This is a genomic window from Bradyrhizobium sp. USDA 3364 (assembly GCF_054056355.1).
Genome location: NZ_JBSRYG010000002.1, coordinates 8,169,404 through 8,192,994 on the forward strand (window position 1 = coordinate 8,169,404; position 23,591 = coordinate 8,192,994).

The window sequence follows — 23,591 nt, forward strand, 5'->3', positions numbered from 1 at the left end:
GATGGCGATCGATACCCTCCCCGAATCCTCCATCCCCGTCACCCGGCCGTTCCGCGTCAAGTTCGGCTTCCTGACCTCGACGCCGATCATCGCGGTTGCGACGATCTGCCTCGCCCTCATCATCCTGATGGCGATCTTCGCGCCGCTGCTCGCGCCACACGATCCGTTGCTGCTGACGCCGGCGCAGCGGCTGAAACCGTCGAGCACGCAGTACCTGCTTGGCACCGACGCCTATGGACGCGACCTGTTGTCGCGCATCATCTACGGCGCGCGGATCTCGCTGGTGATCGGGCTCGGCGCCGCCGTCTGCTCGATCGCCATCGGTCTCCTGATCGGCCTCGTCGCCGGCTTCTTCCGCTGGGTCGATGCGGTGTTGATGCGCGTGATGGACGGGTTGATGGCGATCCCCGCCATCCTGCTCGCGATCGCCGTGGTGTCGCTGTCGGGCGCCAGCATCTGGACCGTGATGGTCGCGATCACCATCCCCGAGATCCCGCGCGTGGCGCGGCTGGTGCGCTCGGTGGTGCTGACGGCGCGCGAGGAACCGTATGTCGAGGCCGCGATCTCGCTCGGCACCAGCCTGCCGAAGATCATGTGGCGGCATTTGATGCCGAACACGATCGCACCGCTGATCGTGCAAGGAACCTACGTCTGCGCCTCCGCGATCCTGACCGAGGCGATCCTGTCGTTCCTCGGCGCCGGCATCTCGCCGGAAACGCCGACCTGGGGCAACATCATGGCCGAGGGCCGCGCCTACTTCCAGGTCAAGCCGTCGCTGATCTTCTGGCCGGGGCTGCTGCTCTCGATCGCCATTCTCAGCGTCAATCTGATCGGCGACGCCGCGCGCGACGCGCTCGATCCCCGCATGAAGCAGCGTGAGGGCAAGTGACCGCAACCAACTCTTCCAACGTCGTCCTCGACATCAACAATCTCGTCGTCGGCCTCGGCCGCAAGACCGATGCGCATCGCATCATCGACGACCTGTCGCTGCAGGTGCGCGAGAGCGAAACGCTGTGCCTGGTCGGCGAGAGCGGCTCCGGCAAATCGGTGACCTCGCTCACTGTGATGGGGCTGCAGCAGAAGGGCACGCTGGTGCCGTCGGGCGGCAGCGTCAAGCTGGTCGGCGAGGAACTGCTCACCGCCAGCGACCGGCGGCTGCGCCAGCTCCGCGCGACGCGGATGGCGATGATCTTCCAGGAACCGATGACCGCGCTCAATCCGGTGGTGCCGGTCGGCCGCCAGATCGACGAGGTGCTGCGCGCCCATACCGATCTCGACGCCCGTGCGCGGCGCCGGAAGATCCTGGCGATGATGGAGCATGTGCGGCTGCCGGACGTGGAGCGCATCTTCTCCTCCTACCCGCACCGCCTCTCCGGCGGACAGCGGCAGCGCATCATGATCGCGATGGCGCTGGTGCTGGAACCGAAGCTGCTGATCGCGGACGAGCCGACCACGGCGCTCGACGTCACCACCCAGAAGCAGATCCTCACCCTGATCCGCGACCTGCAGCGCGACCACGGCACCGCTGTTCTCTTCATCACCCACGACATGGGCGTGGTGGCCGAGATCGCCGACCGCGTCGCGGTGATGCGGCATGGGCCGGCTGGTCGAAGCCGGCCCGCTGCAGGACGTGCTGCGCACTCCCAAGATGGACTACACCCGCAACCTCTTGTCCTCGGTGCCGAGCCTGGTGCCGCGCGCGCCGCGTCCGGAGACGACCGAGCCGGTGGTGCTCGAAGCCAACGAGCTCAGCAAGGTCTACCGGGAGCGATCGCTGTACGGCAAAGCCCGCGAGGTCGCCGCCGCCAGCAACGTCACGCTCACGCTGCGCAAGGGCCGCACGCTCGGCATCGTCGGCGAGAGCGGTTCCGGCAAATCGACGGTGGCGCGCTGCATCGTCCGCCTGATCGATCCGACCTCGGGTGGCGTGCGGCTCGCCGGCCGCGAGATCTCGGATTTGTCGCGGCGGCTGTTGCAGCCGCACCGCCAGAAGATCCAGATCATCTTCCAGGACCCCTACCGCTCGCTCAATCCGCGCGTCACCGTCGGCGAGAGCATCGCGGAAGGTCCGATCAACTACGGCATGCCGCGCAAGGAAGCGCTGGCGCGGGCCCGCGAGCTGCTCGAGCTCGTCCATTTGCCGCCCGACGCGATCTCGCGCTATCCGCACCAGTTCTCCGGCGGCCAGCGCCAGCGCATCGCGATCGCGCGCGCGCTGGCGCTCGATCCCGACGTGCTGGTCGCGGACGAGGCCGTGTCCGCGCTCGACGTCTCCGTGCAGGCGCAAGTTCTGGATCTGCTCGACGAAATCCAGCGGCGGCTCGGCATCGCGCTGTTGTTCATCACGCATGATTTGCGCGTCGCCGCACAGATCTGCGACGACGTCGCCGTGATGCAGCATGGCCGCGTCGTGGAACAGGGACCGGCCGCCGAGGTGCTGACCAATCCGCAGCAGGCCTATACCCGCGCGCTGCTCGATGCGGCACCCGGCCGCGGCTGGGACTTCGCCAACTTCCGCCCCGTTTCGGAAGGCATTGGGGCGACGGCCTAGGTCTTTTGCCTTAAGCCTTTACGCCCACAGGGCATGCAAATCCGCTGGTGCTCCCCGGCTTGCGCTTGGCGCGACGACACGCTTAACGTCGCGCGCTAGAGCATGGCCCGGACGGTGGACAACGGTCTCCCCGAAAGATCACGCACAACCAACGACAGCGATCGCGGTGCGAACCGTTCCAATCGCATCATGATCGAAGAAACGTATCGAGACCAACTTGATGACCCGCATTGCCGTTGGCGGCTTCCTGCACGAGACCAACACCTTCGCACCGACGAAGGCAACGTATGACGATTTCGTGCATGGCGGCGGCTGGCCGTCGATGACGCATGGCGCCGACGTGCTCAAGGTCATGCGCAAGATCAATGTCGGCCTCGCCGGCTTCGTCGAGGCGGCGGAGGCCAATGGCTGGGAGCTGGTGCCGACGATCTTCGCGGCGGCGAGCCCGTCGGCGCATGTCAGCAAGGATGCGTTCGAGCGGATCGTGACGGAAATGGTCGACGGCATCAGTGCTGCCGGGCCGATCGATGCCGTCTATCTCGACCTGCACGGCGCCATGGTCACCGAGCATCACGACGATGGCGAAGGCGAAACGCTGGCGCGCGTGCGCACGGCGATCGGCAACGACCTGCCGCTGGTGGCGAGCCTCGATCTGCATGCGAACGTCTCGCCCAAGATGATCGAACACGCCGATGCGCTGATCGCCTACCGCACCTATCCGCATGTCGACATGGCCGACACCGGCCGCGCCTGCGCCAGGCATCTGGCGCTGATGCTGAAAACAAAACAGCGGTTCGCCAAGGCGTTCCGGCAATTGCCGTTCCTGATCCCGATCAGCTGGCAGTGCACCAACGACCAGCCGACCAAGGGCATCTACCAGAAGCTTGCCGCGCTCGAGAGCGACGCCGTGCCGACGCTGTCGTTCGCACCGGGCTTCCCGGCGGCCGATTTCAGGGATTGCGGGCCGAGCGTGTTCGCCTACGGACGGACCCAGGCGGATGCGGATGAAGCTGTCGACAAGATCGTGGCCCTGGTCGAGAGCCATGAGGACGATTTCGACGGCCGCATCTATTCGCCCGACGAAGGCGTGCAACTCGCGATGGAGTTGGCGAAGTCGGCCAGCAAGCCGATCATCATCGCCGACACCCAGGACAATCCCGGCGCCGGCGGCGATTCCGACACCACAGGCATGCTGCGCGCGCTGGTGCGCAACAAGGCCAGCGCCGCGACCGGCGTGATCTACGACCCGCAATCGGCCAGCGCCGCGCACACCGCCGGGATCGGGGCATCAGTCACGCTCGAGCTCGGCGGCAAGTCCGGCATTCCCGGCGATGCGCCCTACCGGGAGACCTTCGTCGTCGAACAGCTCTCGGACGGCAAGTTCGTGGCGCCCGGCCCCTATTTCGGCGGCCGCGACATGGATATGGGCCCCTCGGCCTGCCTGCGGGTCGGCGATGTCCGCGTCGTCGTCGGCTCCTACAAGGCCCAGCTTGCCGACCAGTCGATGTACCGCTATGTCGGCATCGAGCCGACCGCGCAGAAGATCCTGGTCAACAAGAGCTCGGTGCATTTCCGCGCCGATTTCGAGCCGATTGCGGAGAAACTGCTGATTTGCGCCGCCCCGGGCGCGATGCCGGCCGATACCGCCACGCTGCCGTGGAAACATTTGCGTCCCGGCATTCGTATCAAGCCTAACGGCCCCACTTTCACACCCACCTCCCCATCACGCACAACCGGATAGAGAGCCATGCCGACCATTGAGCGCATCGACAGTTTTGCCGACGAACTCACCGCCATCAGACGGGATCTGCATGCGCATCCCGAAATCGGCTTCGAGGAGGTCCGCACCTCCGGCATCGTCGCCGAGAAGCTCTCGAGCTGGGGCATCGAGGTGCATCGCGGCCTCGGCGGCACCGGCGTGGTCGGCGTGCTCAAGGGCAAGGGCAGCAGCACCAAGAAGATCGGCCTGCGCGCCGACATGGACGCGCTGCCGATGGAGGAGAACACCAATCTGAAGTGGCGTTCGACCATCCCCGGCCGCTTCCACGGCTGCGGCCATGACGGCCACACCACGATGCTGCTCGGTTCGGCGCGCTATCTCGCCGAGACCCGCAATTTCGACGGCACCGTGCATTTCATCTTCCAGCCGGCCGAGGAAGGCCTCGGCGGCGCGCGCGCCATGATCAAGGACGGCCTGTTCAAGCAGTTCCCCTGCGACGAGGTCTATGGCCTGCACAACGCGCCCGACCTGAACCATGGCGAGATCGCGATCCTGCCCGGACCGGCGATGGCCGCGGCCGACTTCTTCGACATCAGGATTCAGGGCTACGGCGCGCACGGCGCGATGCCGGAGCGCTCCAAGGATGCGGTCGTGATCGCGATGACGCTCGGACAGGCATTGCAGTCGATCGTCAGCCGCAATGTCGATCCGCTGCAGGCTGCGGTGCTGTCGATCACCCAGATCCATTCCGGGTCGGCGTACAATGTCATTCCCGGCGAAGCCTGGATGTGCGGCACGGTGCGCTGCTTCTCCGAAGAGGTTCGTGCGCTGATCCGCAAGCGCATGCGCGAAATCTCCGCCGGCTTTGCGGCGGCATATGACGCCGAAATCTCGGTCGAGATCCGCGACGGCTTCAGCGTGCTGGTGAACCAGGAAGAGCAGTCCCGCGTCGTCGAGGAAGTCGCGCGCACCGTTGTCGATCCGGCCAAGGTGATCACCCGCTCGACGCCCAAGATGGGCAGCGAGGATTTCGCCGACATGATGCAGGCCGTACCCGGTGCGTATTTCTGGGTCGGCCACGACGGTTCGGTGCCCGTGCACAATCCCGGCTACGTTCTCGACGACAAGATCCTGCCGATCGGCGCCAGCATGTTCGCCCGCATCATCGAGAAACGCATGCCGGCAGGTGCGCATGCATAAGCCGAAACAGGACGACATCACCTCGCTGCACGATCTCACGGCCGTCGATCTGCTCGCCGGCTACCGTGCCAAGCAGTTCTCGCCGTCGGAAGTGCTGGAGGAAATCATCTCCCAGGTCGCGACCTGGGAGCCGCACATCAAGGCGCTGTACCTGTACGACCCGGACGGGGCGCGCAAGGTCGCCAAGGCCTCGACCGAGCGCTGGCAGCAGGCCGAGCCGGCCGGCACGCTCGATGGCGTGCCCGCGACCATCAAGGACAACGTCGCGACCAAGGGACAGCCGGTGCCGCTGGGTACGGCGAGCGTCAAGCTCGCACCCGCGGAAAAGGATGCGCCGCCGGCCGCGCGGCTGCGCGAAGCCGGCTGCGTGATCTTCTCCAAGACCACGATGCCTGATTACGGCATGCTGTCGTCCGGCCTGTCGTCGTTCCATCCCCTCACCCGCAATCCCTGGGATGTCAGCAAGAACCCCGGCGGCTCGAGTTCGGGCGCCGGCGCGGCCGGTGCTGCCGGCTACGGCCCGCTGCATCTCGGCACCGATATCGGCGGCTCGGTGCGGCTGCCGGCCTCCTGGTGCGGCCTCGTCGCGCTGAAGCCGAGCCTCGGCCGCGTGCCGATCGACCCGCCCTATGTCGGCCGCGTCGCCGGTCCGATGACCCGCACCGTCGACGACGCGGCGCTGATGATGACCGTGCTGTCGCGTCCCGATCGCCGCGACGGCATGAGCCTGCCGGCGCTCGAGGTGAACTGGAAGGCACTGGAGAAGTCGCCGCGCAAGCTGCGCATCGGGCTGATGCTCGATGCCGGATCCGGCCAGAAGGTCGAGAAGGAGGTTCGCGAGACCGTCGTCAAGGCGGCCAAGACGTTCGAATCCGCCGGCGCCGTCATCACCGAGATCGACGGCATCCTGACCCCCGAGATGCTCGAGGGGCTCGACAATTTCTGGCGGGCGCGGACCTGGGACGAACTGTCGAAACTGTCGCAGGCGGATCGCGGCAAGACCCTGCCCTACATCCTCAACTGGGCCGAGGCCGGCGCAAAACTCTCCGGCGTCGACGTGGTGCGCGGCTTCAACATGACGATGGCGATCCGCGCGGCCGCCGCAAAGCTGTTCTGCGAGGTCGACTATGTGATCTCGCCGGTGTCGCCGGTGGTGAACTTCCCTGCGGAGTTCGCAGCCCCCCTCAACGATCCCGCAAAGCCGTTCGAGCACATCTGCTTTACCGTGCCGTGGAATATGTCGGAGAACCCGGCGCTGTCGATCAACGGCGGCTACGACAAGAAGGGCTTTCCGATCGGCGTCCAGATCATCGGCCGCCGCTTCGACGACATCGGCGTGCTCGGCATGGGCAAGGCGTTCGAAGGCCTGCGCGGCCCGCAGAAGCCGTGGCCCACGCCGCCGAAGAAGTAGCGCCTCAACACAAGTTCGGATGCGCGGGGCCAAGCCCGCGCATCCGACTTCTTCACAAGGGATGATAGCCGGGTTAACTGGATGACGACTCACGTCGTTCATTCAAGAAAACCGAGAGGAAATCATCCCCATGGCGTATGAGACGATCAAGTACGAGGTCGCCGAGCAGATCCTGACCATCACGCTGAACAGGCCCGACAAGCTCAACGCCTTCAACGCCACGATGCAGCAGGAGCTGATCGACGCATTCGACAAAGCCGACAAGGACGACGACGTCAGGGCGATCATCGTGACCGGCGAAGGCCGCGGCTTCTGCGCCGGCGCTGACCTCTCCTCCGGCGCCAACACGTTCGACCGCGACGCGCGGCGCGGCCCGGTCAAGCGCAATGCCGACGGCAGCGTCGACTACAGCGATCCGCAGGTGCGCGACGGCGGCGGCCAGGTGACGCTGCGCATCTTCAAGTGCCTGAAGCCTGTGATCGCCGCGGTGAACGGTCCTGCGGTCGGCATCGGCGTCACCATGCAGCTTGCGATGGACATCCGCATCGCCTCGGAAGCCGCGCGCTTCGGCTTCGTGTTCTCCCAGCGCGGCATCGTGCCGGAGGCCGCCTCGAGCTGGTTCCTGCCGCGCATCGTCGGCATCTCGCAGGCGCTGGAATGGTGCTATTCCGGCCGCGTCTTCCCGGCGCAGGAAGCGCTCGCCGGCCGGCTCGTCAGCAAGGTGGTGCCGCCGGACGATCTGCTGCCGACCGCGCGCGCGCTCGCCAAGGAGTTCGCGGCCAAGACCGCGCCGGTGTCGGTCGCGCTGATCCGCCAGATGATGTGGCGCATGATGGGCGCCGACGATCCGATGGAGGCGCACAAGGTCGACAGCCGCGGCATCTATGCCCGCGGCCGCTCCGAGGACGTCAAGGAAGGCGTGGTGTCGTTCCTGGAAAAGCGCCCGGCGCAGTTCAAGAACAAGGTGTCGTCGGACATGCCCGACTATTTCCCGTGGTGGCAGGAGCGCGACTATAAGTGAGCGAACGGCGCCCCGCGGCGTCCACCCGTGACGGCGTCGTCCTGTTGCATGGCATCAGCAGGACGGCGCGCTCATTTCGCAGGATGGAGCTGGCGCTGCGGGCTTTGCCACCCTCAATCTCGACTATGACAGCCGGCGCAAGCCGCTCGACGTGCTGGCCGAGGACGTCCACCCCTCGCTCGATCGGTTCGCAGAGCGTCGACGGCTCCGTGAACTTCGTCTGCCATTCCATGGGCGGTCTTCTGACACGCGTCTATCTGGCAAGGCGTCGCCCGGCGCGGCTCGGCCGCGTCGTGATGCTGGGCACACCGAACGGCGGCAGCGAGATCGCCGACCGCCTCAAGAACCTCGCGGCCTATCGCGCCTATTTCGGTCCGGCCGGCCAGCAGCTCGTCATCCGCCGCGATGCCGCGACCAGCGCGCTGCTGCCGCCGATCGATTATCCCGCCGGCATCATCGCCGGCAACCGCTCGGTCTATCCGATCACCTCCATGGGTCTGCCGCGACCGCATGACGGACGGGTGTCGGTCGCCAACACCAGGCTCGACGGCATGACCGATCACATCGTGATCCGCACCTCGCATCCCTGGCTGGTGCGCAACCGTGAAGCGATCGCGCAGACCATCGCGTTCCTGCAAGATGGGAAATTCAGCACAAATCGTCAGGTGGACTAGGACGCGGCCTCATTAAGGCGCAGCCATAACCTGATTGACGCGAGTTGAATTTTGCTCGTTAAGCCGCAGCGTGACCTCCCCATCGATTGGCGCTGGTTTCGTGTGATGCAGGCTCCATGCTGATGGACACGGACAATGGAGGTGTCGATCATCTGGACAGCGGCGGCGTGGGCAACGCCAAGTGCGTCTATGATGCGGCCCCAGACACCCGCCCGCCGCCAGCGGACGAAACGGTTATTGCAGGTCGTGTAGGGGCCAAAATGATCCGGCAAATCGCGCCAAGGTGCCCCGGATCGCAGGACCCAGAAGACGCCGTTGAGAACACGCCGGTCGTTTACCCGAGGAACGCCACGCGGCTTGTTCGGCAGCAGGGGCTTGATGGCAACCCATTCATAGTCGGCGAATTCGTAGCGTATCATTCGCCCCCCAGTTTGGGAGTTTGAATCACAGGGTCCGTCCAAGCGCAACGCTTCTGGCCGGCCCCGGTTCGGCGCTCACGGGGTAGAAGCGGACATCAACCTGCCGACAACCCCGCTGAATCCGTCGAAAATCACCCGAACCGGACATCGGGTGGGAGACTTTGGATGTCAGCTCCGACAATTGTCAGTTCGAAAACGACGGGTGAGCGAAATGCCCTTCAACGTCAGCATCACTGACGGAAGCACGAACCACGAACACCGCGTCGCAACCTGCATTCTGTGGTTGTTCGGCTTGATCTGGATCAAGAGCAGAAACTTTCGAGAACTAGAAGTTTGCTTCCGGTGGATGACGTGCACTGCAACCGGGAGAGTGACCATGTTTGATTGCATTCTCAAGAACAAGTCACGAGTTAAAGCGAACGTGCCGAAGACGACTGGTTGGCATAAGCGGGCCACCACTGCATTCCTTGGAGCAACCACGCTGGTGTCATTGTCGTTGACGGGACTGACGAGTATGCCCGCTGCGGCACAGCAGCAGCAGAAGCCCAACATCCTTTTCATCATGGGTGACGATATCGGGTGGATGCAGCCAAGCATTTACCACCGCGGATTGATGGTCGGAGAGACGCCGAACATCGACCGCATCGGCAATGAAGGCGCGATATTCACGAACTATTACGCCGAACAGAGCTGCACGGCAGGGCGTACAGCCTTCATCACCGGCATGCAGCCGGTTCGCGTCGGCATGGTTCTGCCAGAAATTCCCGGCAGTCCATCTTACCTGCGGACGGGGACGCCGACGCTTCCCAAGTTCCTGCTCGATCTCGGCTACACCACCGGCGAATTCGGCAAGAACCATCTCGGCGACCACACCGAGTCGCTGCCGACCGCGCAAGGCTTCCAGGAGTACTGGGGTTATCTCTATCACCTCGACGCCATGCAAGGTGTGAGCTTCCCGGACATCAACAAAACCCCGACCCTGCAGACCCTTGCCCCGCCATGCCAGAACACATCGATCCCGGGCGTCGCCGAGGTCCCTGGCGCCGTGGATCCGAAGACCACGATCTGCCTGACGCCGCCGCGGCCAATGCTGGCGTGCAAGTCCTCCGACGGCACTGCAAAAAACATGATGTGCAAGGATGAGGGCCCGCTGACCCTCGAGCGATCGAAGACCGTGGATGAGGAAATCTCGGCGAAGGTCGTAGACTTCCTCGATCGCAATGACCCGAAGAAGACCAACAAGCCTTTCTTCGTGTGGTACAACCCGGCGCGCATGCACATCACGACCGTGCTGCCGGACAAGTACCTGGCGATGGTGGGCGAGCCCGGCGGCAAGGATTGGGGCGTCAACGAAGCCGGCATGAAGCAGATGGATGACAACATCGGCGTCGTGCTGAAGAAGCTCGAAGACATGGGCCAACTCAACAACACGATCGTCGTATTCACCACCGACAACGGCGCCGAGACCATCACCTTCCCGGACGGCGGCACCACGCCGTTCAAGGGCGGTAAGCTCAGCACCTGGGAAGGCGGCATGCGCGCTCCGATGGTGGTCCGTTGGCCTGGCGTCATCAAGCCCGGCACGATCAAGAACGATATGTTTCTCCGCCCTCGACTGGCTCCCGACTTTCGTCGAGATCTGCGGCGGGCCCAAAGGCGACGCACTGAAGCAACAGGTCGAGGCCGGCTATCCTAATATGGTCAAAACCACCCTCGACGGTATTAATCAGACCGATTACCTAAGCGGCAAGTCCGACAAGTCGCCTCGCGACCACTTCTTGTATTACTCCGGCAAGGAGCCGTCGGCGGTCCGCTACAAGAACTGGAAGATGTACTTCGCGATGGTCTCCGACGCACCGTCGGGCTTCATCAATGGTGTGCGGCCGTACTCCTGGACCCAGGTCGTCAACATCAAGCGTGATCCCTTCGAGACCTCCGTTGGCGAACAGCAGAAGACGCTGTTCGGCATGGCCGGGGCGATCGCGTCTCCGTCGACCGCCTATGTCTATGACTGGAACATGCTGCCCATCGGGCAGCAGTTGTGGTTGAGGCACCTTGAGACCTTCATCAAATTCCCGCCGCTACAGGACCCTGCCAGCTACAACCTGGAACAGGTCATGCAGCGAGTAAAGGACATGAGGACGGCCGGCGCCAGCGACTAGTCGCATGCCCGCACCGCGATCCGAGATCGCCAGAGCAAGCGGCCAGCCTAAGGACCGGCCGCTTGTCCCAGAGTATCGCACAAACTCTCCAACGACAGAATTTGGACGGGCAGGCCGACGTCGCTTTTCTGCCCGCCGTCAAGCGCTAGGTTAAACGGAGGATTCCTATGAAGATCGGACTCACGTTATGTGGTGGTCTGTTTGTGGGCGTCGCTGCGGCAACGATGGTTACCATGCCGGCTACCGCGCAACAGCAAAAACGGCCCAATATCGTCATGCTGATGACTGACGACACTGGTTGGAACGATTTCGGCGCCTATAGTGGCGGCGGCTCTGCACTTGGCCATCCGACGCCGAACATCGATCGCATCGCAAAGGAAGGCGCGACGTTCACCAGTTGGTACGGTCAAGCAAGCTGCACCGCAGGGCGCGCCTCGTTCATGACTGGGCGGATTCCGATCCGCACCGCGCTGTCGATCGTGGTCGTCCCGGGCGACGAAAATGCGCTTAAGAAGGAGACGCCAACCATCGCCGAGTTCTTCAGTAGGAATGGCTACTCGACTTACTTTTCCGGCAAATGGCATCTCGGCGACAAACCTGAGGCTTATCCGATTGAGCATGGCTTCGATGAGATGAAGGCTTTCGCGGCATATTATCCAGGCGTCTACACTTATGCCGATACCTCGAAGTGGTTTCACCCGTGGTTCCCCTCCTACAATCCGGAGTTTGCAAAAGAATATTTTGAGATTGTGAACATGTACGAATGGGAGGGAGCGGCGGGGCAGCCGGCGAAGCGAGACGAATACATCACATATGACCGTCTTGCCGACTTCGATGTCCGCCAGGCCGACTATGCAATCGACTACATCAAGAAACACGCCAAGGACTCCAAGCCGTTCTTCATGGATGTAAACTTCATGAAGATGCACAATCCGACCAATGCTTCAGCGAAATTTGCTGGCAAGTCGCGTCTTGGCGACTACTCGGATTCGCTCCTTGAACTTGATGATAATATCGGGCGGATAATGGATGCGATCCGTGCCGAAGCGCCTGACACCATCGTCATCGTGACAGCAGATAACGGCGCGTGGCAGGATGCCTATCCCGACGCCGGCACCACGCCTTTCCGCGGCGAAAAAGGTACTGCATTTGAAGGCGGTTGGCGGGTACCCGGGTTGATGTGGTGGCCCGCACACATCCCGGCGGGCGCGCAGTACCATGAAATGATGTCGCATATCGACTGCTGGGCGACGCTCGCCAAAATGGTCGGCCTGACCGCGCCGCCGCATGGCGCCTGGACCGACAACAACGGCAAGCCCATTTACTTTGATAGCATCGACAACAGCGAGTACATCCTCGGTCGATCGAAGCACTCAGCACGACGGTCGTGGGTTTATATCGACGGCGAGAACTTTATGGGAGCACGTACCGACATCGCCGGTGATCCAACCAATCCAGACCTCAGCATCGCGTGGAAGTATCTGTGGACTGCAAAGGATACATGGTTGGGACCGGAACAAAACCTCGGTTCAATTGGAGCAGCTTACAATTTGACCATGGATCCGTTCGAGAAGTACGATATGGTGTTCAATGGTGCTGTACCGTCGCGTCTGCCTCAGACCTCACCGGGCCGATATGCTGGACAGGACAACAGCTGGCTCGGGGCGCTAATCGTGCCAGTCGTGATGGAGTTCAACAAGTCCATCGTTGACTATCCCAGCATGAAGCGTGCTCCCGGCGGCGGCTCGAACGATTGGAGGCCCAATCTCCAACGCCCAGACAATCCAGTGCCGTTGCTGGATATGAAAAAACCCCAGCGAGTTAAAGCGATCGGAGCTGACTAGTTCGCCACTCGGTCAGAGTGGAGGCTGCATCAAACGGCCGACGGATTGCCTGTAAACGATGGCGAGTCATTAGCTCGACTCGCCACGCGCCCTTCCCTGTGGTCGAGTAGCTCAGCCATTCGGCTTTCGCCCTCACAGATCCGGGCGGGCGGATTTCCCGCACCCGGCTCTTCCCGAGGGTAACCCGCGTCATATCCGCGCCTGCGCCCAAGTGCGAGTGATGCGTGGAACGGGCAGACGGAAGCGTGCCGTCAGGGTCTCGAACTCCGACCAGCCCATGCGCCGGCTTTTCTGACTGCGCCGTCTCAGACAGCGCATCCACGTCCGACGCACTTCGCGGTAGAAGCCGTTGAGCGCTGGATAATTGTGCGGCCTGCCGTAGTAGCCATAGTGTCCACGCAGCACAGCGGCGAACCACTCGTGCTGCGTGGCCAGTGGCTCGTGCATGAGCCGCCAGGCCTCCTGGCGCAACGCCGTCAGCTTACGCGTCAGGCGTTTCCCTTCCGTCTTGTGCTTCACGATGAACCGGCCATCTCGGGTCCGCCCGCAGTAGTGGGTGAAGCCGAGGAAGGCGAAGGTCTCTGGTCGCCGCTCGCCGCGCCGCTGACGCGAGAGGGCCGCGAACCGGCCAAACTCGATCAGTCGCGTCTTGCCCTCATGTAGGGTCAGGCCGAAGCTGGCCAGCCGCGCCTTGAGGGCCAAGAGCATTTCCTGCGCATCTGCCTTGTTCTCGAAGCCCATAACGAAGTCGTCCGCATAGCGCACTGTCACAATGCGACCGCGTGCATGGCGACGACGCCATTGGTGGACCCAGAGATCGAGGATGTAGTGCAGGAAGATGTTGGCAAGGAGCGGGCTAATGCCCGCCCCTTGCGGCGTGCCCCTGTCCGTATCGTGCTTCTCGCCGCTCTCAAGAATGCCAGCTCGTAGCCACAGCCCGATGAGCCGTAAGATGCGAGGATCGGCGATCCTGTGCGCCACCATCCGCAACAGCCACTCGTGGTCGACCGAGTCGAAGAAGCTGCGTATGTCGGCATCGAGCACCCAGTTCACGCGCTGACTCATGATCGCTGTATGCAAAGCATCAAGCGCCATGTGCGGATTGCGCCCCGGCCGGAAGCCGTAGGAGAACCCGAGGAAGTCGGCCTCGTAGACGGCGCTCAACACCTCGGCCACCGCGCTTTGGACGATCTTGTCCTCTAACGCCGGCACACCGAGAGGCCGCTTACCGCCATCGGCTTTGGGAATGTAGACCCGCCGCACCGGCTGTGGCCGGTAGCGACCAGTGTGGACTCGTGCGCAGAGGTCGCGGAGGTTATCCGTCAGCCCCTCTTCGTACTTCGCCACCGTCACCCCATCGACCCCCGCGCTGGCCTGCCGCTTTTGTCGTCGGAACGCCCGAAGCAGAGCGTCTTCGTCGACATGGTGCAGCAGGGCCGTGAACCGGGTTTGGGCGGCCTGGCTGGCCGCCGCGTTCACCCGCTTGAGGTTCGGCGGCAAGGCGACCCGGCTCTGTGTCCGGACCCTGGCCTTCTCGCGCAGGCTCCCCTCGGGCTGGTCCCTTCCCTCCATGCGTCTCGTTACCTTCGACGACTTCACAGGTAGTATGGACCAGTCCGACTCCCGACCTCAGCTCGGACCGCGGCTCTGGCAGTGCCTTGCCGCTGTCCCCCACTGGAGACCAATCCAGCGGACCCGGTCGGGCCTCTCATGTTCCGATGGTTGCCTTCCATGCGTGATTCGGCCATCGACCCCGACGGAGCGGCATCGTCTCGCATAACGACGATGCTCGTGTAGCCTTCGTGACTAGGGAACACACTCGGCCTCCGCGAACATCCACCTTTCGAGGCTCATTCCCGCACCCCGCATGGCTCCTGTCTACACTTCAGACCCCGCGTTGCCGCGACGCCCGCAAGACTCGGTCCCGGCTCGCCTGCTGCGGCTTTGGCCGGATGGGACTTGCACCCACAAGCACTCATCAGCTTGGCATGACGTACTCCCACGGATTGGTGTGCCACTGAAACGTTCGAAACCACGAGTCAGCTTCTGGCCCTTCGCAACGTATTGCGCTGCCGCACGAACTCGGTCGCTGCAGGGGCAAAGCTGACATTGCGTTCGTCGCATCACGTCGCTGGGTTTATGGGTACACGGTCTACCTAGCTAGCTAGGCGTGGGCGTTACCCATCCTGTGCAGCTTGAGCATGGCATAGACGGCATTGTTGGCTGGCGTAGGAATGCCAAGCGGGCGGGCGAACTCCACGACCTTTCCGGCGAGCCAGTCGAGTTCTAGCCGGTTGCCGCGTTCGAGATCGTGCAGCATGGAAGCCTTGAAGGTGGGCGGCGAGGCTTCCGCGAATTTCATTCTGTCCTCGGCAAAATCCTCCGGGAGCGGAACGCCCTTGGCACGGCCGACCGCGACCACCTCGCTCATCAGGCTGTAAAAGAACGCTCGCGTATCAGGGTCGGCCAGGATCGGCCCCAGCGGCTGGCGGGTCGTTGCGGTGGCGCCTGATAGTCCGACGAGGAATACAAATTTCTGCCAGCGCTCCCGGTCAATCCCGTCGGACACCGAGATGTCGATCCCGGCTCCATGAGCGGCGTCGGCGAGGGCTTTCAGGCCCTCATCGGGCTTACCATCGGTTCTGCCGCAGACTATGCGCGCGAACTGGCTCGTGTGGGTGATGACGCCAGGCACGGACAGCACTGTCGCAATATAGGCACTTCCGGCGACCACATTGTCGGCGCCGAGAATCGGGGCGATCCTCTCCGCGCTATCGACACCGTTCTGCAACGGGATCACCCGGGTGCGAGGTCCGATCAGGGGCAGAGACAACCTGGCGGCCTGCTCGCTGTCCCAGAGCTTGACCGCGAACAGAACGATATCGACGGGGCCGACCGTTGCAGGATCATCGGTCACCTTGGGCTCAGGCAAATGAAGATTGCCAAGCACGCTCTCGACCTTGAGACCGTTTTTTCTGATAGCCTCGAGGTTGGAGCCGCGTGCGATGAAGAACACGTCGTGCCCTGCCGCGGCCATACGTGCTCCGAAATAACCGCCGAGGGCACCGGCCGCCATCACAGCGATACGCATGTCATCCTCCACCCCTGCAACGACACTCAGCCGGCAGAGGATATCACGCGACGGACCCGGGTTCGATTCCCTGAACGTCAATGCCCTTCGCGTCATTTGGCTGCACCGCTGAATTTGGGCGCTGTGGTTCACGGCCTCGTCAGCAGCGCCACACGCCCGATCGCCTTGCGCTCGATCAACAGCCGCATCGCCTTCGCATAATCTTCCAGCGGCAGCCGGTGCGAGATGTTCGGCCGCACCCGGCCGGCCTCGGCCCATTCGCTCAATGCCTTGAACCTGACCTCGCCGACCGCGGGGTCCTTGCGCACCGCCTCGCCGGCGCGAACGCCGAGCACGCTCGCGCCCTTGATCATCAACAGATTGGTGCGGGCGAGACCGATACCGCCGGTGAAGCCGACGACGAGAATCCGCGCACCCCAGTTGATGCAGCGCATCGAGTTCTCGAACACCTCGCCGCCGACCGGATCGAACACGACGTCGGCGCCACGGCCGTCTGTGAGGCGCTTGACCGCATCTCGGAACGGCTCGCGCGCATAGAGCACAAGATGATCGGCGCCACGCTGTTTGGCGATCGCAAGCTTTTCCTCGGACGACGCCGCTGCGATCACGGTGGCGCCGAGCAGCTTGCCGATCTCGACCGCGGCGAGTCCGACGCCGCCGCCGGCGCCATGCACCAGCAGCACCTCGCCCGGCTTGATCTGCCCGCGATCGATCAGCGCGTGATACGCGGTACCGTGCGCGGCAAGGAAGGTTGCGCCTTCCGCATAGTCGAAGGTCGACGGCACCGGCACGAGCTGCGACGGGGTGGCGACCGTCTCATCGCAATAGGCGCCGAAGCGCATCTTGACGATCACTCTGTCGCCGACCGCGACACCGGCAGCGTCATTGACCTCGACGACATCGCCCGCGGCTTCCGAACCCGGCGTGAACGGCAGCGGCGGTTTGAGCTGGTACTCGCCCGCGGCCATCAGGATGTCGGGGAAATTGATCCCGGCGGCGCGGATCGCAACGCGAACCTGCCCGGGCTGCAAAGCCACCGAGGCAAAATTCTCGAGCTGCAGTCGCTCGGGCGGTCCGAGCTCGCGGCAAACGACGGCTTTCGGCATCAGGCGGCCCGCGCCTTGAGACGTGCCAGCGCCTCGCGGATCAACGGCAGGCGGTCATTGCCGAAATACATGTCGGTCTTGTCGAGATAGATCGTCGGCGAGCCGAAGCCGCCGCGCGCCATCACCTCCTCGGTGTTGGCCTTGAGCTGATCCTTGATCGCCTGATCGCCGATGCCGGCAATGAATTGTGCCGGATCGATCCCGAGCTTGGTGCAGATCTCGGTCAGCACGGCATCCTGCGAGATGTCCTTGTCGTCACCCCAATAGGCCTCGAACACCGCGCGCGCGAACGGCACCATCTTCTCGTTGCCGAGCCAGATGCAGCCGCGCATCGCCTTGACGCTGTTCACCGGGAACACGGTCGGCGGCATCTTGATCGCAAGGCCGGCCGAGCGCGCCCAGTCGGCGAGATCCTTTTTCATGTAGCGCGCCTTCAGCGGCACCGGCTTCTCGCGCTGCGCGTAGACCGACGGATTGACGGTGTTGAAGATGCCGCCGACCAGGATCGGCCGCCAGGTGATCTCGGCGCCGAACTCCTTCGCCAGCGGCTGGATGTTGTGCCAGGCGAGATAGGTCCACGGACTGGAACAGTCGAAGAAGAATTCGATCATGGCGTTTCCCTTTTGCTATGTGTGAATTGGTCTATCCTCCGTCATTGCGAGGAGCCAACGGGTCCGGCCTTCGGCCGGCCCGATGATAAACTCCGCGACGAAGCAATCCATATCCCACGCGTGGCGCGATGGATTGCTTCGCTTCGCTCGCAATGACGACGAGGAAGCATCTATTGTTTTCCCAACACTTCCCTGGCCTTTTGGCCGAACATGTTCTTGCGTGATTCCTCGTCGAACGGCTCCTTGACGAATTTTCCGATCGCAAGCCCCGCCTGCACCTGCGGCCGGGCGCGCACGGTGGCGTACCAGCGCTTGATGTGCGGGTAGTCGTCGAGGGTGAAGCCCTGCGCCTTGTGGGTCATGGTCCAGGGGAAGCAGGCGATGTCGGCGATCGAATAGTCGGGGCCTGCGATATAGGCGCCGGTCCTGCCGAGCTGGCGGTCGAGCACGCCATAGAGCCGCGCCGTCTCGTCGCGGTAGCGCTCGATCGCGTAAGGGATTTTCTCGGCCGCATAGAGCGCGAAATGGCCGTGCTGGCCGAGCATCGGCCCGAGGCCGCTCATCTGCCACATCACCCACTGGATGACGTTCGACCGCGCACGCAACTCCCGCGACAGGAAACCGCCGGTCTTGTCGGCGAGATAGATCAGGATCGCGCCGGTCTCGAACACCGAGAACGGCCCGCCGCCGTCGGCCGGTTGATGGTCGACGATGGCTGGGATGCGGTTGTTCGGGCTGATCGCCAGGAATTCGGGCCGAAACTGCTCGCCGGCGCGGATGTTCACCGGGACCCACCGTGTACGGGAGCCCCAGTTCCTCCAGCATGATCGAGATCTTCCAGCCGTTCGGCGTCGGCGCGTAGTGCAGATCGATCATCGGCGTCTATTCCCCGTCACAAAGACTTTTGTTGTTCTGTACGTCCACCTTAGGACATGGCACACAGGCGCTCAATCAGAACCCAACGGGAGGCACCCATGCTGTTTCCAACCACGATCGCAGGCTCCCTGCCGAAGCCGGAATGGCTCGCCGAGCCGAACATGCTGTGGGCACCCTGGAAGTCGGAGGGCGCCGAGCTCGCCCGCGCCAAGCGCGACGCCACGGTGCTTGCGGTCAAGCTGCAGGAGGATGCCGGCGTCGACATCGTCACCGAGGGCGAGCAGGCGCGCCAGCATTTCGTCCACGGCTTTTTGGAGCGGATCGAGGGCATCGATTTCGCCCACAAGGTCGAGATGGGCATCCGCAAGGACCGCTACAAAGCGATGGTGCCGCAGGTGGTCGCGCCGCTGCAGCTCAAGGGCCGCGTCCATGAGGGCGAAGCGCGGGCCGCGCGCGCCCACACCAAGAACCGGCTGAAGTTCACCCTGCCCGGTCCGATGACGATCATCGATACCATCGCCGATCAATATTACGGCGACCGCGTCAAGATGGCGTTCGCCTTCGCGGAGCTGTTGAACCAGGAAGCCAAGGCATTGCAGGCCGACGGCGTCGACATGATCCAGTTCGACGAGCCGGCGTTCAACGTCTACATGGACCAAGTGCGCGACTGGGGCATCAAGGCGCTGGAGCGCGCGGCCGAAGGCCTGACCTGCGCCACCGCCGTGCACATCTGCTACGGCTACGGCATCAAGGCCAACACCGACTGGAAGCAGACGCTCGGCGGCGAGTGGCGGCAATATGAAGAGACCTTCCCGGTGATCGACAAGAGCACGATCCAGCAGGTCGCAATCGAATGCCGCAATTCGAAGGTGCCGATCGAGCTGCTCGCCGCGCTGCCCGGCAAGATCGTGCAGGCCGGCGTGATCGACGTCGCCAGCGACGAGGTCGAGACTGCCGAGGATGTCGTCAAGGTGATCGAGGCCGTCGCGAAGCATGTGCCGAAGGCCAACATCATCGCGACCACCAATTGCGGCATGGCGCCGATGCGGCGCGATATCGCCGAAGCAAAGCTGATCGCGCTCGGCGCGGGCGCAAAGCTGGCAAGGCAGCGGCTGGCGTAAGGCAGCGCCGTCGGCTCAGCCGGGCGCGGCAGCCGCGCTCCGATGCAGCACCGGCCGATAGCCGGCCGTAAATGCGCGCACGGTCGACGGCGGTGTCAGCAGCATCGCTGGAGCAGTCACGTCGGCCGGGTCGTAACCGGCGAACGACCAGCGTAACGTCTTGCCACCAGCGACGAGATAGCTCTCGCCGTTCGCCTGCACCATCGTCCCGTCGGGCAGTCTCTCAATCGGCATCGGCAGCGGGTGCAGCCGCTTCTTGCTTCGGTCGAGCCGCTCGGCGTGCAGCACCGCATCCATCGCCTTGGCGCTGAGGTCGCTGACGCCGTTGCCTTCCTCCCAGGCGGCACGAAACCGCTTGGCGTCGTCGCGGCGGCAGTAGAAGCAGGGCCGGTGCCCGGCCGAAAATGCGGTGGCCTCGTCGAGGAAGAAAAGCTCGGTCCAGCTCTGCCGGCGCATCACCTCGCGCCGCCGTCCCCTGAACTCGCAGACGCAGGTGAGCCACGCCGGGCTCGACCAGCGCTTGTTCAAGAGCGTCCGCGTCGCGGGATCGTGGATGATGCCGCGATTGCCGGTGAAGGTGCCGCGATGGTCTGACGCGACGATGTCGCCTGATGGGGTGACACGATTTTGCAGGGGCATGGCACGCCTCTAACCACACGCGTCATTGCGAGGAGCGAAGCGACGAAGCAATCCATGCGACCGCATATGCGGAGCCGTCAATTGCTTCGCTTCGCTCGCAATGACGGGTCAACTCAGGCCGCTCCATCCCGGATCGGCGGTTGGAACGACAGCGCGGTGTCCCAGGGAAAGTAGATCCAGGTGTCCTGCGACACCTCGGTGATGAAGGTGTCGACCAGCGGTCGTCCCTTGGGCTTGGCGTAGACGGTGGCAAAATGTGCGTCGGGAAGCAACTCGCGCACCAGCTTGCCGGTCTTGCCGGTGTCGACGAGGTCGTCGACGATCAAGAGCCCCTTGCCGGTGCCGCCGCCGAGCTTGGCGGTCTGCTCCGAAATGCCCTTGAGCACCTTCAGGTCGCCCTGCTTGTCGTGGTCGTAGCTGGCGACGCAGACAGTATCGATGATCCGCAGGCCGAGCTCGCGCGCCACGATCGCAGCCGGCACCAGCCCGCCGCGCGTGATCGCGACCACCGCATGGAACGGCCCGACCTCGTTGAGCCGCCAGGTCAGCGCCCGGCAATCCCGGTGGAATTGATCCCACGAGACCGGGAACGGCCTGCCCGCCCACTCCTGTGCACTCGGTTCAGAACTTCTCTCGACCATGTCGTCTCAACCTACCGGCTTCTTCTGCGCGGCCTGCACCTGCTTCAGCATCTCCTTCACCGCGACCATTGCCGCAGCGAGCTTCTCCGGATCGCGCGAGCGCACCACCAGATTGGTGTTCGGCTTCTGGTTCTCGTCCTGGAACGGATAGCTGCCGATGATGGTGTCGGGATGAGCCTCCGCGATCGCCCGCAGCGGGCCGCCGATATCGCCTTCCCGCGCGTCGGCGCGGACCGAATCCGACAGCATCCGCACGCCGGATTTCAGGGTCGGCGCCACGATGTCCATCATCGCCTGCATGATGGTGGGAATGCCGGCCATCACGATGACATTGCCGAGCTTGAAGCCCGGCGCCAGGATGGTCGCGCTCTGGATCAGTTCGGCGCCGTCGGGCACCCGGGCCATCCGCAGCCGTGCCTCGTTGAGGTCCTGCTCGCTCCAGCGCTCCCTGAAGCGTGCCACCACATCGGGATGATGGTGGATATCGACCCCGAACGCCTTCGCCACGCTGTCGGCGGTGATGTCGTCATGGGTCGGCCCGATGCCGCCGGTGGTGAACACGTAGGTGTACCTATGCCGCAGCGCATCAAGGGCGGAGACGATATCGGCCTCGTCGTCGGCGACGACGCGGACCTCCTTCAGGTCGATGCCGATATTGGTCAGGTATTCGGCGATGAAGCCGATGTTCTTGTCCTTGGTCCGGCCGGACAGGATCTCGTCGCCGATCACCAGTATCCCCGCCGTGACGATCTCGCTCATGGTCTCATTCCCTAACGCTTGCCCTAACTTGATCCCCTGACATTGCCGATCCAATGCCTTGATGTCACGGGGTTTTGCCGCCGAATTAAGCAGACCTCAGCCGGTTTTTCGGGCAGGCCTTCCTGGCTATCCCTAGCAAATGCCGCAAGCCAATGCATATCGCGCTGGCCCGCCCCTTGCTACCATCCCATCAAGTCATGCACTGTGTCAGATGGCTTGGGAGGGCAGTCAGGATATATGGCAGTCGCGTTCGATGAGATGAACGGCCTCGGCGAGGATCTCCGCCCGGCCTACCAGGAGCTCTCCCGCTGGCTCAAAGAGACGCCGCCGGACGCGCTCGATTATCGACGCCAGGAAGCGGAGCTGCTGTTCCGGCGGATCGGCATCACCTTCGCGGTCTACGGCGATTCCGAAGCCCAGGAGCGACTGATCCCGTTCGACGTCATCCCGCGCATCATGTCCGCGACCGAGTGGACGTTGCTGGAGAAGGGCCTGAAGCAGCGCGTGCTCGCGCTCAACCTGTTCCTCAAGGACATCTATCACGGCCGCGACATCCTGCGCGCCAACATCATCCCCGAGGACCTGATCTTCCAGAACCCGGTATTCCGGCCGGAGATGAACGGCCAGGACGTGCCGCACGACATCTACGTCCACATCGCCGGCATCGACATCATCCGCACCGATCCGGACAATTTCATCGTGCTGGAGGACAATGCGCGCACGCCGTCCGGCGTGTCCTACATGCTGGAAAACCGCGAGATCATGATGCGGCTGTTTCCGGACCTGTTCGCGCGGCACCGCGTGGCGCCGGTGGAGCGTTATCCGGACGAGCTGCTGTCGGCGCTGCGGTCGGTAGCGCCGCACAGCGCCTCCGCCGAGCCGACGGTCGCGCTGATGACGCCCGGCGTCTACAACTCGGCCTATTACGAGCACTCGTTCCTCGCCGACAAGCTCGGCATCGAGCTGGTCGAGGGGCGCGACCTCATCGTCAAGAACGACGAGGTGTTCATGCGCACCACCGAGGGGCTGAAGCGGGTCGACGTGATCTATCGCCGCGTCGACGACGACTTCCTCGATCCCCTCACCTTCCGGCCGGATTCCGCGCTCGGCGTCCCCGGGCTGATGTCGGCCTATGCGGCCGGCAACATCACGCTCGCCAACGCGGTCGGCACCGGCATCGCCGACGACAAGGCGATCTATTCCTACATGCCCGACATCGTGAAGTTCTACCTCAACGAGGAGCCGATCCTGAAGAACGTGCAGACCTGGCGCTGCCGCGAACCGCAGGATCTGTCCTATGTGCTCGACAATCTCGCCGACCTCGTCGTCAAGGAGGTGCACGGCTCGGGCGGCTACGGCATGCTGATCGGCCCGGCCGCCACCAAGGCGACCATCGAGGCATTCCGCGACAAGCTCAAGCGCGAGCCGGAAGGCTTCATCGCCCAGCCGACGCTGGCGCTGTCGACCTGCCCGACCTGCACCGACAAGGGCCTGGCGCCGCGCCATGTCGACCTCCGCCCGTTCGTGCTGACCGGCTCCAGCCACACCACCATCGTGCCCGGCGGGCTGACGCGGGTGGCGCTGAAGGAAGGCTCGCTCGTGGTCAATTCGAGCCAGGGCGGCGGCACCAAGGACACCTGGATACTGAGTGAGTGATTTGTATCGGAGCATGACGCGGAAGGGCTCCTTCCCCCTGAAAGGGGGAAGGTCGGGATGGGGGTCGGCCGCATACGCCGAATGGAGAG

15 protein-coding genes and 5 pseudogenes are annotated in these 23,591 nt (G+C 63.8%); 11 read left to right on the forward strand and 9 right to left on the reverse strand.

Annotated elements, in window-relative coordinates; all coding sequences use genetic code 11:
• The first annotated feature begins 1 nt into the window (after position 1).
• The 7 genes and pseudogenes from ACVILL_RS38625 to ACVILL_RS38655 all read left to right on the forward strand — a co-directional run bounded on the left by ACVILL_RS38625 (position 2) and on the right by ACVILL_RS38655 (position 8,577).
• The gene (locus tag ACVILL_RS38625) at positions 2 to 889 is read left to right on the forward strand and encodes an ABC transporter permease (protein WP_456733824.1); all 888 of its coding nucleotides are present in this window, start codon (positions 2 to 4) and stop codon (positions 887 to 889) included.
• Positions 886 to 2,551 (forward strand): annotated as a pseudogene (locus ACVILL_RS38630) (ABC transporter ATP-binding protein). Before ACVILL_RS38625 ends, ACVILL_RS38630 begins: the two are co-directional and overlap by 4 nt.
• Positions 2,552 to 2,771: 220 nt before the next feature.
• Positions 2,772 to 4,292 carry a M81 family metallopeptidase gene (locus tag ACVILL_RS38635; protein ID WP_456733825.1) on the forward strand — a complete coding sequence of 507 codons (1,521 nt, stop codon included), beginning with the start codon at positions 2,772 to 2,774 and terminating at the stop codon, positions 4,290 to 4,292.
• Positions 4,293 to 4,298: 6 nt separating this feature from the next.
• Positions 4,299 to 5,471, forward strand: coding sequence for a M20 aminoacylase family protein (locus tag ACVILL_RS38640; protein ID WP_456733826.1), 1,173 nt, complete (start codon positions 4,299 to 4,301; stop codon positions 5,469 to 5,471).
• Positions 5,464 to 6,882 (forward strand): amidase, encoded by a 1,419-nt coding sequence (locus ACVILL_RS38645; protein WP_456733827.1) that lies wholly within the window; start codon positions 5,464 to 5,466, stop codon positions 6,880 to 6,882. The genes ACVILL_RS38640 and ACVILL_RS38645 overlap by 8 nt, the downstream gene beginning before the upstream one ends.
• A gap of 130 nt (positions 6,883 to 7,012) precedes the next feature.
• Positions 7,013 to 7,903, forward strand: coding sequence for a crotonase/enoyl-CoA hydratase family protein (locus ACVILL_RS38650; protein ID WP_074130099.1), 891 nt, complete (start codon positions 7,013 to 7,015; stop codon positions 7,901 to 7,903).
• Positions 7,900 to 8,577: pseudogene (locus tag ACVILL_RS38655) on the forward strand (esterase/lipase family protein). Before ACVILL_RS38650 ends, ACVILL_RS38655 begins: the two are co-directional and overlap by 4 nt.
• A 47-nt stretch (positions 8,578 to 8,624) precedes the next feature.
• On the opposite strand, the pseudogene ACVILL_RS38660 reads toward ACVILL_RS38655, so the two are convergent.
• Positions 8,625 to 8,993, reverse strand: a pseudogene (locus tag ACVILL_RS38660) (IS5 family transposase); the annotation flags it as partial.
• Between the two features lie 517 nt (positions 8,994 to 9,510).
• Here ACVILL_RS38660 and ACVILL_RS38665 point away from each other — a divergent pair.
• Together ACVILL_RS38665 and ACVILL_RS38670 are read left to right on the forward strand one after the other, a co-directional pair.
• Positions 9,511 to 11,158 (forward strand): annotated as a pseudogene (locus ACVILL_RS38665) (arylsulfatase).
• 167 nt (positions 11,159 to 11,325) lie between these two features.
• Positions 11,326 to 13,002 (forward strand): arylsulfatase, encoded by a 1,677-nt coding sequence (locus tag ACVILL_RS38670; RefSeq protein ID WP_456733828.1) that lies wholly within the window; start codon positions 11,326 to 11,328, stop codon positions 13,000 to 13,002.
• A gap of 189 nt (positions 13,003 to 13,191) precedes the next feature.
• On the opposite strand, the gene ltrA is transcribed toward ACVILL_RS38670, so the two are convergent.
• From ltrA to ACVILL_RS38695, 5 genes and pseudogenes are all read right to left on the reverse strand, one after another.
• Positions 13,192 to 14,601, reverse strand: coding sequence for a group II intron reverse transcriptase/maturase (ltrA, locus tag ACVILL_RS38675; RefSeq protein ID WP_456728115.1), 1,410 nt, complete (start codon positions 14,599 to 14,601; stop codon positions 13,192 to 13,194).
• 565 nt (positions 14,602 to 15,166) lie between these two features.
• The gene (locus ACVILL_RS38680) at positions 15,167 to 16,093 is read right to left on the reverse strand and encodes a ketopantoate reductase family protein (RefSeq protein WP_456733829.1); all 927 of its coding nucleotides are present in this window, start codon (positions 16,091 to 16,093) and stop codon (positions 15,167 to 15,169) included.
• A gap of 128 nt (positions 16,094 to 16,221) precedes the next feature.
• Positions 16,222 to 17,199 carry an NADPH:quinone oxidoreductase family protein gene (locus ACVILL_RS38685; protein ID WP_456733830.1) on the reverse strand — a complete coding sequence of 326 codons (978 nt, stop codon included), beginning with the start codon at positions 17,197 to 17,199 and terminating at the stop codon, positions 16,222 to 16,224.
• A complete protein-coding gene (locus ACVILL_RS38690) occupies positions 17,199 to 17,810 on the reverse strand; it encodes a DsbA family protein (RefSeq protein ID WP_456733831.1) in 612 nt (203 codons plus the stop codon). Before ACVILL_RS38690 ends, ACVILL_RS38685 begins: the two co-directional genes overlap by 1 nt.
• 170 nt (positions 17,811 to 17,980) lie before the next feature.
• Positions 17,981 to 18,686 (reverse strand): annotated as a pseudogene (locus ACVILL_RS38695) (glutathione binding-like protein).
• 98 nt (positions 18,687 to 18,784) lie between these two features.
• Between ACVILL_RS38695 and ACVILL_RS38700 the strand changes: the two are divergent.
• The gene (locus tag ACVILL_RS38700; protein WP_456733832.1) at positions 18,785 to 19,807 is read left to right on the forward strand and encodes a methionine synthase; all 1,023 of its coding nucleotides are present in this window, start codon (positions 18,785 to 18,787) and stop codon (positions 19,805 to 19,807) included.
• Between the two features lie 15 nt (positions 19,808 to 19,822).
• On the opposite strand, the gene ACVILL_RS38705 is transcribed toward ACVILL_RS38700, so the two are convergent.
• From ACVILL_RS38705 to ACVILL_RS38715, 3 genes are all read right to left on the reverse strand, one after another.
• Positions 19,823 to 20,446: a hypothetical protein gene (locus ACVILL_RS38705; protein WP_456733833.1), complete on the reverse strand. Its 624-nt coding sequence runs from the start codon at positions 20,444 to 20,446 to the stop codon at positions 19,823 to 19,825.
• Between the two features lie 113 nt (positions 20,447 to 20,559).
• Complete coding sequence (gene gpt / locus ACVILL_RS38710) at positions 20,560 to 21,087, reverse strand: xanthine phosphoribosyltransferase (RefSeq protein WP_456733834.1); 528 nt, start codon at positions 21,085 to 21,087, stop codon at positions 20,560 to 20,562.
• A gap of 6 nt (positions 21,088 to 21,093) precedes the next feature.
• Positions 21,094 to 21,846, reverse strand: coding sequence for a competence/damage-inducible protein A (locus ACVILL_RS38715; protein ID WP_456733835.1), 753 nt, complete (start codon positions 21,844 to 21,846; stop codon positions 21,094 to 21,096).
• Positions 21,847 to 22,083: 237 nt separating this feature from the next.
• On the opposite strand from ACVILL_RS38715, the gene ACVILL_RS38720 reads away from it, so the two are divergent.
• The gene (locus ACVILL_RS38720; protein ID WP_456733836.1) at positions 22,084 to 23,502 is read left to right on the forward strand and encodes a circularly permuted type 2 ATP-grasp protein; all 1,419 of its coding nucleotides are present in this window, start codon (positions 22,084 to 22,086) and stop codon (positions 23,500 to 23,502) included.
• The last annotated feature ends 89 nt before the right edge of the window (positions 23,503 to 23,591 follow it).

Bases quoted from the DNA above. Each gene is read 5' to 3' on its own strand.
- ACVILL_RS38625 (WP_456733824.1), top strand. From the start codon at position 2: ATGGCGATCGATACCCTCCCCGAATCCTCCATCCCCGTCACCCGGCCG.
- ACVILL_RS38635 (WP_456733825.1), top strand. From the start codon at position 2,772: ATGACCCGCATTGCCGTTGGCGGCTTCCTGCACGAGACCAACACCTTC.
- ACVILL_RS38640 (WP_456733826.1), top strand. From the start codon at position 4,299: ATGCCGACCATTGAGCGCATCGACAGTTTTGCCGACGAACTCACCGCC.
- ACVILL_RS38645 (WP_456733827.1), top strand. From the start codon at position 5,464: ATGCATAAGCCGAAACAGGACGACATCACCTCGCTGCACGATCTCACG.
- ACVILL_RS38650 (WP_074130099.1), top strand. From the start codon at position 7,013: ATGGCGTATGAGACGATCAAGTACGAGGTCGCCGAGCAGATCCTGACC.
- ACVILL_RS38670 (WP_456733828.1), top strand. From the start codon at position 11,326: ATGAAGATCGGACTCACGTTATGTGGTGGTCTGTTTGTGGGCGTCGCT.
- ACVILL_RS38680 (WP_456733829.1), bottom strand. From the start codon at position 16,093: ATGCGTATCGCTGTGATGGCGGCCGGTGCCCTCGGCGGTTATTTCGGA.
- ACVILL_RS38685 (WP_456733830.1), bottom strand. From the start codon at position 17,199: ATGCCGAAAGCCGTCGTTTGCCGCGAGCTCGGACCGCCCGAGCGACTG.
- ACVILL_RS38690 (WP_456733831.1), bottom strand. From the start codon at position 17,810: ATGATCGAATTCTTCTTCGACTGTTCCAGTCCGTGGACCTATCTCGCC.
- ACVILL_RS38700 (WP_456733832.1), top strand. From the start codon at position 18,785: ATGCTGTTTCCAACCACGATCGCAGGCTCCCTGCCGAAGCCGGAATGG.
- ACVILL_RS38705 (WP_456733833.1), bottom strand. From the start codon at position 20,446: ATGCCCCTGCAAAATCGTGTCACCCCATCAGGCGACATCGTCGCGTCA.
- gpt (WP_456733834.1), bottom strand. From the start codon at position 21,087: ATGGTCGAGAGAAGTTCTGAACCGAGTGCACAGGAGTGGGCGGGCAGG.
- ACVILL_RS38715 (WP_456733835.1), bottom strand. From the start codon at position 21,846: ATGAGCGAGATCGTCACGGCGGGGATACTGGTGATCGGCGACGAGATC.
- ACVILL_RS38720 (WP_456733836.1), top strand. From the start codon at position 22,084: ATGGCAGTCGCGTTCGATGAGATGAACGGCCTCGGCGAGGATCTCCGC.